The organism is Kribbella sp., assembly GCF_035687465.1.
GTDB lineage: Bacteria > Actinomycetota > Actinomycetes > Propionibacteriales > Kribbellaceae > Kribbella.
Genome location: NZ_DASRXP010000423.1, coordinates 1 through 11,713 on the forward strand (window position 1 = coordinate 1; position 11,713 = coordinate 11,713).

General features: G+C 67.2%; 11 protein-coding genes. 4 read left to right on the forward strand and 7 right to left on the reverse strand.

Annotated features, from left to right (window positions below):
* Nucleotides 1-830: 830 nt before the first annotated feature.
* Nucleotides 831-1,199 carry a MerR family transcriptional regulator gene (locus VFG33_RS21725; protein ID WP_325054749.1) on the reverse strand — a complete coding sequence of 123 codons (369 nt, stop codon included), beginning with the start codon at nucleotides 1,197-1,199 and terminating at the stop codon, nucleotides 831-833.
* Between the two features lie 120 nt (nucleotides 1,200-1,319).
* Between VFG33_RS21725 and ahcY the strand changes: the two genes are divergently transcribed.
* Nucleotides 1,320-2,756, forward strand: coding sequence for an adenosylhomocysteinase (ahcY, locus tag VFG33_RS21730; RefSeq protein ID WP_325054750.1), 1,437 nt, complete (start codon nucleotides 1,320-1,322; stop codon nucleotides 2,754-2,756).
* A gap of 67 nt (nucleotides 2,757-2,823) precedes the next feature.
* On the opposite strand, the gene VFG33_RS21735 is transcribed toward ahcY, so the two are convergent.
* On the reverse strand, nucleotides 2,824-3,771 hold the full coding sequence (locus tag VFG33_RS21735) for an RDD family protein (RefSeq protein WP_325054751.1): 948 nt from the start codon (nucleotides 3,769-3,771) through the stop codon (nucleotides 2,824-2,826).
* A 243-nt stretch (nucleotides 3,772-4,014) separates the two neighbouring features.
* On the opposite strand from VFG33_RS21735, the gene VFG33_RS21740 reads away from it, so the two are divergent.
* Nucleotides 4,015-5,013 (forward strand): stage II sporulation protein M, encoded by a 999-nt coding sequence (locus VFG33_RS21740; protein WP_325054752.1) that lies wholly within the window; start codon nucleotides 4,015-4,017, stop codon nucleotides 5,011-5,013.
* 29 nt (nucleotides 5,014-5,042) lie between these two features.
* Nucleotides 5,043-5,813: a DUF1206 domain-containing protein gene (locus VFG33_RS21745; protein WP_325054753.1), complete on the forward strand. Its 771-nt coding sequence runs from the start codon at nucleotides 5,043-5,045 to the stop codon at nucleotides 5,811-5,813.
* A 5-nt stretch (nucleotides 5,814-5,818) separates the two neighbouring features.
* Here the strand turns inward: VFG33_RS21745 and VFG33_RS21750 are convergent, their stop codons facing one another.
* The 5 genes from VFG33_RS21750 to VFG33_RS21770 form a co-directional block, all read right to left on the reverse strand.
* On the reverse strand, nucleotides 5,819-6,505 hold the full coding sequence (locus VFG33_RS21750) for a fibronectin type III domain-containing protein (protein ID WP_325054754.1): 687 nt from the start codon (nucleotides 6,503-6,505) through the stop codon (nucleotides 5,819-5,821).
* Between the two features lie 2 nt (nucleotides 6,506-6,507).
* Entirely contained in the window at nucleotides 6,508-7,104 is a 597-nt protein-coding gene (locus VFG33_RS21755) for a hypothetical protein (RefSeq protein WP_325054755.1), read from the reverse strand.
* 131 nt (nucleotides 7,105-7,235) lie between these two features.
* The gene (locus tag VFG33_RS21760) at nucleotides 7,236-8,831 is read right to left on the reverse strand and encodes an ABC transporter permease (protein WP_325054756.1); all 1,596 of its coding nucleotides are present in this window, start codon (nucleotides 8,829-8,831) and stop codon (nucleotides 7,236-7,238) included.
* Nucleotides 8,828-9,724 (reverse strand): ABC transporter ATP-binding protein, encoded by an 897-nt coding sequence (locus VFG33_RS21765; RefSeq protein WP_325054757.1) that lies wholly within the window; start codon nucleotides 9,722-9,724, stop codon nucleotides 8,828-8,830. The genes VFG33_RS21760 and VFG33_RS21765 overlap by 4 nt, the downstream gene beginning before the upstream one ends.
* Before the next feature lie 8 nt (nucleotides 9,725-9,732).
* Nucleotides 9,733-10,350 carry a TetR/AcrR family transcriptional regulator gene (locus VFG33_RS21770; RefSeq protein ID WP_325054758.1) on the reverse strand — a complete coding sequence of 206 codons (618 nt, stop codon included), beginning with the start codon at nucleotides 10,348-10,350 and terminating at the stop codon, nucleotides 9,733-9,735.
* 191 nt (nucleotides 10,351-10,541) lie between these two features.
* Between VFG33_RS21770 and VFG33_RS21775 the strand changes: the two genes are divergently transcribed.
* The coding region (locus tag VFG33_RS21775) for an ABC transporter substrate-binding protein (protein ID WP_325054759.1) at nucleotides 10,542-11,713 on the forward strand (1,172 nt) is incomplete at its 3' end.

Below are 11,713 nucleotides of genomic sequence, written 5' to 3' on the forward strand. Positions count from 1 at the left end.
TGGGTGTCAAGGGCGCCTTTGGCGTCGCCTTCGGCGATCGAACAAGTTCGACCCTTGACACCCATCACCTCGGCCAGGGAAGGACGCAGCTACGCGGATCCGCGCTGACGTGTGAGCTGCATCCGGGGATTCCGTCCGCCCGGGTGGTTCCGGCGGATTCCGTCGGTCCGGGGGCGAGCCGCATCCCCGGGATTGCGTCGGCCCGGCTGGTTTCGCGTGCGGTGGAAGGGGGTTGACCACTGAGATTGTGGGTTGGCCCCTGAGAATCTCAGGGGCCAACCCACAATCTCAGTGGTCAACCCCCTTGAGGACGGGGCGGGTGGTGCGCGGCGGGCTGGCGGTCCCGTTGATCGGCCCGTCATTTGAGGGGATAACCCCCGAGATGACGGGTTGGCTACCGGTATACCGGATGACCACCCACACTTTGAGGGGATAACCCCCCTCCTGATCTGGCGGAAAGCGCAACTGGCCGGTGTGTGGGTGCGCCAGTCGCCGGGCCACGGAAATCACCGCCAGCCCACTCCCGGCGAACACCCGGGCAGACCCTACGAGCCACCCGGGCAACCTGCCCCACGGAACCACCCGGACCGTGGCCGTACTTCCCAGCGGCTCCGGGACAGCTGCGATCCTTCCCTGGTCGTGGTGAGGTGTGTCAAGGGTCGAACTTGTTCGATCGCCGAAGGCGACGCCAAAGGCGCCCTTGATACTCCTCACCACGACTAGCAGACTCACGCAGCCCGGCGACGCGAACCACATCTACCTACCAATCGACGAACCACATGCACCCCTGCCCTGTCGGCCGGCCGACAGAGTGGGGCGGTGGGTGGGGATTAACGAGGGCGGTTGTGGGGTGGGGGGAGGACGCCGGAGCGGCCTAGCCAGTGGAGGGCGCGTTCGCGGTCGATCTCGGCGGGGCTCGGGGGTGTGGTGAGGCGGCCGGTGCGGTAGCCGAGGTTTCTGAGGTCCGCCGCGACCGACGGTTCCGCCAGTGCCTTCAGGGCGAACGACAGTGCCGCCGGCGTCACGTCGTACCGGTGTTCCAGTTCGAGGGCGAGCTTGACCGCGGCGAGGTCGCGGTCGTCGTACTGGCGTTGGGCGGTCCGGCCGGTCCGCGAGCGCGGCAGCAGGCCGAGCGCCTCCCGATACCGCAGCATGCGGGGGGTGGTGCCCAGGAGTCTGGCGGCCTCGGTGATGCGCATGACACCAATCCTGACATTTCAGTGTCAGAAATGCCCATGAAGTGTCCATGCTCCGGTGGCGGCACCTCTAGGCTCATCCCCGGAAGCCTCATTATCGACACCCTCAGGGAGCGGCACCGCATGACGTTCGACTACAAGGTGGCAGACCTCGGACTCGCCGAGTTCGGTCGTAAGGAGATCCGGCTCGCCGAGCACGAGATGCCGGGTCTGATGGCGATGCGCGCGCAGTACGGCGAGAGCAAGCCGCTGGCCGGGGCCAAGATCATGGGCTCGCTGCACATGACCATCCAGACCGCAGTGCTGATCGAGACGCTGACCGCGCTCGGTGCCGAGGTGCGCTGGGTCTCCTGCAACATCTTCTCCACCCAGGACCACGCGGCCGCCGCGGTCGTCGTCGGCCCGAACGGTACTGCGGACGCTCCGCAGGGTGTCCCGGTGTTCGCCTGGAAGGGCGAGACGCTGGAGGAGTACTGGTGGTGCACCGAGCAGGCGCTGAACTGGCCGGGTGCTGAGGGTCCGAACATGATCCTCGACGACGGTGGCGACGCGACCATGCTGGTCCACAAGGGCACCGAGTTCGAGAAGGCCGGCGCCGTGCCGGACCCGTCGACGGCCGAGTCCGAGGAGTACGGCGTCGTCCTGTCGGTGCTGACCCGGACCCTGCAGGAGAACCCGCAGCGCTGGACCACCATCGGCCAGCGGATCAAGGGTGTCACCGAGGAGACCACCACCGGCGTGCATCGGCTGTACGAGATGCACAAGGCCGGCGCGCTGCTTTTCCCGGCGATCAACGTCAACGACTCGGTCACCAAGTCGAAGTTCGACAACAAGTACGGCTGCCGGCACTCGCTGATCGACGGCATCAACCGCGCCACTGACGTCCTGATCGGCGGCAAGGTCGCGGTCGTGGCCGGCTACGGTGACGTCGGCAAGGGCTGCGCCGAGTCGCTGCGCGGCCAGGGCGCCCGGGTGATCGTCACCGAGATCGACCCGATCTGCGCCCTGCAGGCGGCGATGGACGGCTACCAGGTCACCACCCTGGACGAGGTCGTCGGCACCGCTGACATCTTCATCACGACGACCGGCAACAAGGACGTCATCACCGCGGACCAGATGTCCCGGATGAAGCACCAGGCGATCGTCGGCAACATCGGCCACTTCGACAACGAGATCGACATGGCCGGGCTGTACAAGACGGCCGGCATCGAGCGCGTCACGATCAAGCCGCAGGTCGACGAGTTCCGCTTCGCCGACGGCCACACCGTGATCATCCTGTCCGAGGGCCGCCTGCTGAACCTCGGCAACGCGACCGGTCACCCGTCCTTCGTGATGTCGAACTCGTTCACCAACCAGGTGCTGGCGCAGATCGAGCTCTTCGTGAAGACCACGGAGTACCCGACCGACGTCTACGTGCTCCCCAAGCACCTGGACGAGATGGTCGCCCGCCTCCACCTCGGCGCGCTCGGCGTGAAGCTGACCGAGCTGTCCAAGGAGCAGGCCGAGTACCTCGGAATTCCGGTCGAGGGCCCGTACAAGTCGGACGCCTACCGCTACTGAGTCGACCCAGTACTCCGGAACGCAAACGAAGGCGCCCCACCAGCTCGGTGGGGCGCCTTCGCGTTGTTCAGAACCACTGGTTGGGTTCGTTGCTGCCCGGGGCGTGCCAGCCGCCCGGGTTGACCTGGGGGGCGCGGGGTGGGGCGGGTTGTGCGGGCGCGGGGAACGGGCCGGGCTGAGGAGCACTGGGCTGCGGGGTGCCGTAGGGGTTGGGTGCGGAGTACGGGGTGCTCGGGGTGAAGAGGCCGCCGTACGTGGGGCGATGGGCGGCGAGCCGGGCCAGTTCCCGGCGGCGGCGTTCGGCTAGTACTGCGGACAGGAACGCGGGCGACGAGATCGGTACGGGCGGGGCAGGTGCCGTGACTCCGCCGACGCGGAAGGCCAGTGCGTCACCGAGGGCGACTCGTGCTCCTGGTTCCAGCTCCTTGTAGCGCGCGAGGTACTCGCGGGACGTGTTCGCCAATTCGTCGGAGAGCCGCGACAACTCCAGCGACTGCGCCCACTGCACCAGGTGACCTGGCACGAACAGCGGTGGTGACGCCATCGGCTGGTGCCGTTCGCGGAGCACCACGGTCCCCGCCACCATGTCGCCGATCCGCTTGCCCTGCTTGTTCATCAGGCTCGCCACGATGCCGGGGCTGGCCGCGAACCAGGGCGCGAAGTCCACGAAGACCCAGAGCAGCGTCCGCACCAGCGCGTGCCGGAACCGGATCGAGCTGCCGTCGTCGCGGACCACCTTCAACCCCAGCATCATTTTGCCGAGGGTCCGCCCGCGCGTCAGCGTCTCCATCACCACGCGGTAGCCGACCAGCACCAGCAGCACCACGATGAGCACGATCGCGGTCCCGAGCGCCTCGCTGGCCGTCGTGATCAGGAACCCGAAGAGCAGGGTCAGCAGCACGCCGAGCACGATCATCTGCAGCACGAAGTCGATCGCGCACGCCAGCGCCCGCGTCGGCATCCGCGCGATCCGCACCTGGAGGACGACCGCTTCCCCGGTGACCAGCTGAGACACCCGCGCCCCTCCTCCAAAGACACTACGTCCGGCCAAGTGTCTCGCATCGAAGGGGCGGCACGTATCTCCGGCGCCCAGGCGGGCACCTCGCGGCGTTGGAGTGGAAGGCACGATGAACACCGCATCGAGCCTCCCACTCCGCCTTGCGATGCACCCACCTGGACACCGGAGCTACGCACCGACCCTCCGATGCGAGACACTCTCTGCCAGCGCAGGGGATCCGGCGAGGCAGAGGAGGCTGTGATGGACGTCGAGGCGTTCGTTTCGGTTCATCAGCCTCAGTGGGATCGGTTGGCTCAGTTGACCCGGCGGCAGCGGCGGTTGACCGGTGCCGAGGCCGACGAACTCGTGCTGCTCTACCAGCGTGTCGGGACGCACCTCTCGGCCTTGCGCGCGGCTGGTGCCGACCCGGTGACGGTCGGCAGGTTGTCGGGCGTGATAGCCGACGCCCGCGGCGCTGTAACCGGCGTACAGGCTCCTGTCTGGCGCGACATCTCTCGGTACTTCCTGGTCAGCTTCCCGGCCGCCCTGTACGCCGCGCGCCGCTGGTGGCTCACCATCGGCCTGCTGTTCTACCTGGTCGCGGCCTGGGTCGCCTGGCGGATCATCGCGCACCCGGAGGTGCTCGACTCGGTCGCGACGCCCGCGCAGATCCAGCAGTTGGTCGACAAGGATTTCGCCAACTACTACTCGGAGAACCCGGCCCAGGACTTCGCCCTCCAGGTCTGGCTCAACAACGCGACCATCTCCGCCGCGGTCCTGGCGATCGGCGTCGTGCTGGTCCCCACGCTCTTCGTGCTCTGGAGCAACGCGGTCAACCTCGGCGTCAGCGCCGGCGTGATGATCGGCCACGACAAGGGCGATGTCTTCTTCGGCCTGATCACCCCGCATGGCCTGCTCGAGCTGACCGCCGTTTTCGTGGCCTCCGCGGCCGGTCTCCGGCTCGGCTGGGCCTGGATCGCACCAGGACCGAGGACCCGGATGCAGGCGCTCGCCCAGACCGGCCGGGCAACAGTGGGCATGGCGATCGGCATCGCGGTGATCCTGCTGATCACCGGTCTCATCGAGGGCTTCGTCACCCCGTCGCCGCTGCCGACCGCAGTACGGGTCGGTATCGGCGTGATCGTCGAAGTGGCGTTCTTCGTCTATGTGTGGACGCTCGGTCGTCGGGCCGTCGCCGCGGGCGAGTATGGCGACGTCGAGCTGGCCGACCGTGAGGCGAGCGCACCCGTCTCCGCCTGACTGTTTTACGCCTGGGTACGGGATGACCCATGAGGACCGCCCAGAAAGCCCAGCAGAGCCGCCTGTACGACGTGTCGATCACCGTCGGCCTGATCGCGTACGGCGTGGTCCACCTGCTCATCGCGTGGATCGCGCTGCAACTCGCCTGGGGCAAGTCCTCCGAGGAGGCATCGCAGACGGGCGCACTGCAGGAACTCGCCGACAAGCCGTTCGGCAAGGTGCTGCTCTGGGTGGTCGCGATCGGCCTGTTCGCGCTGGTGATCTGGAAGGGCCTCGAGCTGGCCTACGGGCGGCTCGAGAAGACCGAGAAGAAGGTGTCCGCTGCTGGTCGCGGAGTCGTCTACCTGTTCCTCGGAATCACCGCGATCCGGGTCGCGACGGGCTCGGCTGGTTCGAGCACCGGAAACCAGCGGTCGATGAGCGCCCGGCTGATGGAGAACGGCGCGGGCCGCGTACTGATCGTGATCGTCGGCCTCGTCATCATCGGCATCGGGGTCCGGCAGATCTACAAGTCCGTGACGAAGAAGTTCACCGAGGACCTGGCCGGCGGGGTGTCCGACACCACGATCTTGCTCGGCCGGATCGGCTACGCGGCCAAGGGAATCGCGTTCATCGTCGTCGGCGTGCTCTTCGCCTGGGCATCGATCAGCTACGACCCCAAGAAGGCCGGCGGCCTCGACGCCGCCCTGCACACGGTGAAGGACCAGCCGTTCGGATCGGTCCTGCTCACTATGATGGCGCTCGGCCTTGCCTGCTACGGCGTCTACTGCTTCGTCTGGTCCCGCAACGCCAAGCACTGACCTCGTCAGGGAGTGCCGGTGCCCGTCGTCTGATGCGCGAGGTTCGACGCCTGACCGCGGTAGAACGCACGGACCCGGTACGTCGCGTTCCGCTCCTCCGGCACTGTGCTCAGTTCGGTGAAGGTGGAATCCGGGTCGATGAAACCAGCCACCCGGTACTCCGCTTTGTCGTGCGGCTTGATCTCCAGCAGATAACCCTCTTCGTCGGTCGCATTGTCGGTCCAGGTGACCCGGATCCCGTTGTCCGGAAGGGACTTTGCGGTCACGTTCGTCGGCGTACCGGCTGCTGCCTTGACGGATCCACGGGACGCGGCGTCCGTAGTACCAGCTCGGAAGGTTGTTGCTGCGGGCAAGCGAACGTCGACGGTGGCTGAAGCCGGTCCGAGGACCGGGGTGACGCGGTAGTAGAACGGCGTCTTCGGCATCAGGTCGGGATGCTTGTAGGTGTGCTCGCCGGCCGGGAGGAAGTCGAGGATCGTGTAGCGGCCCTCGGGTTCGGTGGCGAACTCCACGATCGTGCTGGTCACGTCGGCCGGCGTACCGGACCAGTCCAGGGTGATGTCGATCGGCGAGATCAGTGACGCGGTGAGCTCGAACTTCACGGCCTTCTGAGCGGAGCCGCCCGGCTGACCGGTCGACGAGCAACCGGTCAGTGCGGCCAGCAGCAGGATCGCTGTGGCGGTGCGGATCATCTTTACTTCCGCCAGAACCTGACGTCGCTCCACACCGTGGTGATCGGGCCGGCGCCACTGTCGGTCCGGTACGAGCCGAACTTGTCGTAGAAGTTGCCACCTGGGCTCGACATGCTGTGCCGCTGCGAGCCGTTGATGTAGGTCCGGTGCGCGCTGCCGACCACGTGCACGGTGTTCACCCGGACCGTGGTGCCGACGGTCGCGCCGGTCGCGATGGTGTCGCCACCGACCCGGTACAGGCGGCCGCCGCGTTCCACCGCGAGCATGAAGAACGGGCCGGCCGCGCTCTCGTTGAAGGTCTGCTTGAGGCTGATCCGGGTGCCGGCCATCGAACTGATCCGGAAGTACCCCTCGAACTGCCGGGTGCCGCTGGAGTAGGTTGCGTACCGTCGTTCGGCCCGCTGGTCGCCGCTGCCGGTCGAGCAGGTCAGCTGGAAGGTCAGGTTGTTCACCACGCCGCAGCCGCGTTGCTGCACAGTGAAAGTGGGCGAGTACGACGTCCAGCCGCCGGGCTCGACCTCCGCGAAGGCAGTCGGGGCCGACAGCATCAAACCGGCCACCGACGCCAGGGCGCAGAGCGCGCGAGAGCGTTTCTTCATGGGGCACCTCATCGGATAGTCGTGGGGGCGTTAACTGTCCGCGTACGCTCGCTCACCGTAGGGGAAACGCTTACCGCAGAGAAGAGCTCCGGGTGGGATTTTGTGGAACTTGGTTCCACGGATCAAGGTCGTCAGCTGGTCGGGAGGTCTCTTCGGCGGAGGCCGGCCAGGCCGGCGAGACCCACGGCGGCGGCGATCACGACCAGAATGATCAGCGGTGTCGCCGTGGTCGAGCCGCCCGGGAGATGCGGAAGGTGGCTGAACGGCGAGACGTCCTGGACCCACCCGGCCAGGTTTGCGCCGGCGCCGACCAGTCCGATCAGCAAGCAGACCGCAGGCCCCGCCCAGGCCACCGCGGACGCGCGGGGGAGCAGCCCGAACAAGGCGATCGCGATCGCCGCCAGCACCCAGACCGCGGGCAGTTGGACCAGTGAGGCAGCCAACAGTCGTGGCACTTGCCGACCCACCTCACCCACCGCGACCCCGTAGGTCAGCCCGGCAGCGAACCCGGCGACCAGCAGCGTGACAGCAGGTCCCAGCAGCGCGAAGACAAGGTGACTGCCGGCCCACTGCCATCGCCCGGTCGCGGTGGCGAGCACCGGCTCGGCCCGTCCACTGGTCTCCTCCGCGCGAAGCCGGAGGGCGGCCTGGACCGCGTACGCCGACGCGATCAGCCCGACGATCGTCATCACGCCCGCGAAGTAGGAATCGATCAGCCCGCTGGAACCCCCGAGCCGGGCGAAGATCTCCTGCACGTCCTGGTCGTCCTGGATCATCTCGCCGACCCCCTCGGCGACCCCGCCGAACAAGACGCCCAGCAAGGCGAATCCGGCGATCCACCCGGCCAGCAGTCCGCGATGCAACCGCCACGCGAGCGCCAGCGGCGTCCGAAGGCTCGGGGCTCCTTCGGCCGGACCCAGGCGGGCCGGCAACAAGCCCGAGCCGACGTCACGCCGTACGGACAGGAACGCCGCCGCCGCGATCAGAGCGGCCGTGAGGGCGAACGCCAACAAAACAAGCCACCAGCGGTTGCCGCCGTAGGGCTGGATCCGTTGCGCCCAGCCGATCGGGGACAACCAGGAAAGCCAGGCAAGTCCACCGTCGCTGTGGGCGCTCGTGTCACCAGCCGCTCGGAACAGGTAGGAGACGCCGAGGGCGCCGATGGCGATTCCCCGTGCCGTGCCGGCGCTCGCGGTGAGCTGTGCCGCGACGGCTCCGACCGCGGCGAAAACCCAACCACAGCAGACGAATTCGAGGCTGAGGGCAACTGAACCCGCCAGTGGCAGATCCTGGCTTTGCATGCCCAGGGCAAGCAGTACTGCGAGCAGCAGGTTCGCGCCGAAGGTGGTCACCAGGGCGGCGGCCAGTCCCGCGTGCCGTCCGACGACGCTCGATCCGAGCAGCTCGCTCCGCCCGGTCTCCTCCTCCACCCGGGTGTGCCGGATCACCGTGAGCAGGCTGATCAGTCCGACGATCACCGGGACGAATCCCACTCGCCAGGTGATGAACTCGCCGAGGCTGGTCCCGGATAGCTGTCCGTAGAGCGTGATGAAGCCCGCGTTGTCGGCGTACTGCTGCCGGGATTCCGCCGTCGGGTACAGGTCCGCGAAGGTGTTGACGTAGCTGATCGGGATCAAGCAGAGCAGCACGATCCAGATCGGCAGGATCACCCGGTCCCGCCGCAGGATCAGCCGGATCAGTCCACCGGTACCGGCCAGCGTCTTCATCGCGATCCCTCCGGCTCGTAGAGACGCAAGAACAGCTCTTCCAGCGTGGGCGGCTGACAAACCAGACTCTGTACGCCGACCTCGGCCAGGCGCCGTAGTACCGGATTGAGGGCGTCGGCGTCGACCGCGAAGTGCACCTGGCCGTCCTGGAGGTGGAAGTCGTGCACGCCTTTCAGGTCGGCGAGGCCGTCAGGTGATCCCAGCAGTTCGGCCTGGACGGAGGTCCGGGTCAGGTGCCGCAGTTCGCTCAGCGTGCCGGTCTCCGCGGCGCGTCCGGCCCGGATGATCGTGACCCGGTCGCACAGCGCCTCCACCTCCGAAAGGATGTGGCTCGACAGCAGGACCGTGCGTCCCTCCCGGTCGCTCTCCTCCTGGACGACCTGTCGGAAGACGTCCTCCATCAGGGGATCCAGGCCGGAGGTGGGCTCGTCGAGCAGCAGAAGCTCGACGTCGGACGCCAGGGCGGCGATCAGGGCCACCTTCTGCCGGTTGCCCTTGGAGTAGGTGCGGGCCTTCTTCCGCGGATCCAGGTCGAACCGCTCCAACAGTGCCGCCTTGCGGGCCTTGTCCAGGCCGCCGCGCATCCGGCCGAGCAGGTCGATCGCCTCGCCGCCGGTCAGGTTCGGCCACAACGTCACGTCGCCGGGGACATAGGCCAGCCGGCGATGCAGGTCCGTCGCGTCGGACCAGGGATCGCCGCCCAGCAACTGCGCCTTGCCCTCGTCGGCCCGGGTCATCCCCAACAGAATCCGGATGGTCGTCGTCTTCCCGGCGCCGTTGGGCCCCAGGAAGCCGTGCACCTCGCCGGTGTGGACGGTCAGGTCCAGTCCGTCCAGCGCTCGCGTCTGCCCGAACGCCTTGACCAGGCCTTCAGTACTGATCGCCTCTGACATTTCCGCTCCTACTCGGGTGGTCTCTTCAGGGCCGAGCGGGCCTGTTCGGCCTGCTCGGGGGTCAGCAAGGGGTTCGCGAAGACGTCGAGGAAGGCCTGGTTCATCCGGGCCCACCCGGCCGGGTCGGTGATGTCCTCGCCGAGGGATCCCGACACCCGGTCCCGCAGTACGAAGACACCCAGCTGCATCGCGACCAGGATCGTCGCGTAGGCGCGGAGGTCGTCCGTCTTCACCTGGTAGCGCATCGCCCACTGCTCGGCGAGCTCGACCATCTCGTCGAAGAGCGCCACGGAGGTGGCCGAGCCGTCCATCATCGACCGGACCAGATAGCTCTGCAGGGGGATGGCCACCGGAGGCGTCGCTGCGACGGCGGCCTCGTCGGCCATACCTCCTTCGGTGACCAGGCGCTTGCGGAGCTCGGCCATCCGGTCGATCGCGTACCGGTCGCAGGCCTCGCGGAGGGCTTCCTTGGAGCCGAAGTGATGCCGGATCAGGCCGGATGACACCCCGGCAGCCGCAGCGATGTCGCGGATCGACGCACCCTCGATGCCTCGCTCGGTGAAGAGCCGCAGGGCGGCATCACGGATCCGCGCCCGTGCGGTCAGATCGTCGGCCGGCCGATCCATCGGAGCCTCCTCTCGCAGTGGTTGTGCTACACAGACGATGAAACTACTACACGTCTGTGTAGTCAAGTAGAAAATAGTCCACCAACTTGGGGAACAGTTCAGAAACAAATTTCCGCGTTGCGTTGACACGGCACCCGGATCTGGTGTGGTTTTCTCCCTAAACCACCAAGGCGGAAAGGTGTGTGTGGGGGATGAGGCTGGGCAACAGGAGGCAGTGGGTCGCGGTACTGGCCGCAACAGGACTGCTGGCACTCGGAGCGCTACCTGGGACGGCTGCGCAGGCTGCGGACGAGCCCGTCAAGAAGGTGATCCGGGTCGGAGCGACCCAGTCGATGGACTCGATGAACCCGTTCCTGGCGGTCCGGCTGGTGTCCTCGTCGATCCACCGCTGGATGTACGGCTTCCTGACCGTCACCGATTCCAAGACCCTGCAGCCGAGCCCGGATCTGGCCGAGTCCTGGACCACCTCGCCCGACGGGCTGACCTGGACCTTCAAGATCCGCCAGACCAAGTGGTCGGACGGCCAGCCGCTGACCGCCGAGGACGCCGCCTGGACCTTCAACAAGATGATCACGGACGACGGCGCCAAGACCGCGAACGGCCCGGCGGTGGAGAACTTCGCCAGTGTCACCGCGAGCGGCCAGGACCTCACCATCAAGCTGAAGGCCCCGCAGGCCTCGATGCTGGAGAACCCGGTACCGATCCTGCCCAAGCACGTCTGGGAGAAGGTCGGCGACATCGCGAAGTACGAGGCCGACGACTATCCGGCCGTGACGAGTGGTCCCTACATCGCGGTGGAGCACAAGAAGGACCAGTACGTGAAGCTCGTCGCGAACCCGGACTACTGGCGCGGCAAGGCCAAGATCGACGAACTGCAGATGATCTTCTACGACAACCCGGCGGCCGCGGTGGTCGGACTGAAGAAGGGCGACATCGACCTGATCGGCCGGCTCGCACCGCCGGACTTCCAGGCCCTGCAGGGTGACGGCAACATCGTGCAGTGGAACACCGAGGGCCGGCGGGCGTCGTACCTGCAGATCAACCATGGTGCCACCACCAGCGACAACAAGCCGATCGGTGACGGGCATCCGGCGCTGAAGGACCCGAAGGTCAGGCAGGCGATCCACACCGCGATCGACAAGCAGAAGCTGGTCGACGAGGTGCAGAACGGGCTGGCCCGGCTGGCCGACGGATCGATCGTGCCGCCGATGTACAAGGACTTCTTCTGGGAGGCGACCGGGGACGAGAAGGTCACCTTCGATGTTGCCAAGGCCAACAAGATCCTCGACGACGCCGGGTACAAGAAGGGGGCCGACGGCGTCCGCGCGATGCCGGACGGATCCCGGAAGCTGCAGTTCCGGTT

What these genes read in the sequence shown, in the direction of transcription:
- VFG33_RS21755 (WP_325054755.1), bottom strand. Translation starts at nt 7,104, where the DNA reads ATGAAGAAACGCTCTCGCGCGCTCTGCGCCCTGGCGTCGGTGGCCGGT.
- VFG33_RS21750 (WP_325054754.1), bottom strand. Translation starts at nt 6,505, where the DNA reads ATGATCCGCACCGCCACAGCGATCCTGCTGCTGGCCGCACTGACCGGT.
- VFG33_RS21725 (WP_325054749.1), bottom strand. Translation starts at nt 1,199, where the DNA reads ATGCGCATCACCGAGGCCGCCAGACTCCTGGGCACCACCCCCCGCATG.
- VFG33_RS21765 (WP_325054757.1), bottom strand. Translation starts at nt 9,724, where the DNA reads ATGTCAGAGGCGATCAGTACTGAAGGCCTGGTCAAGGCGTTCGGGCAG.
- ahcY (WP_325054750.1), top strand. Translation starts at nt 1,320, where the DNA reads ATGACGTTCGACTACAAGGTGGCAGACCTCGGACTCGCCGAGTTCGGT.
- VFG33_RS21740 (WP_325054752.1), top strand. Translation starts at nt 4,015, where the DNA reads ATGGACGTCGAGGCGTTCGTTTCGGTTCATCAGCCTCAGTGGGATCGG.
- VFG33_RS21770 (WP_325054758.1), bottom strand. Translation starts at nt 10,350, where the DNA reads ATGGATCGGCCGGCCGACGATCTGACCGCACGGGCGCGGATCCGTGAT.
- VFG33_RS21760 (WP_325054756.1), bottom strand. Translation starts at nt 8,831, where the DNA reads ATGAAGACGCTGGCCGGTACCGGTGGACTGATCCGGCTGATCCTGCGG.
- VFG33_RS21745 (WP_325054753.1), top strand. Translation starts at nt 5,043, where the DNA reads ATGAGGACCGCCCAGAAAGCCCAGCAGAGCCGCCTGTACGACGTGTCG.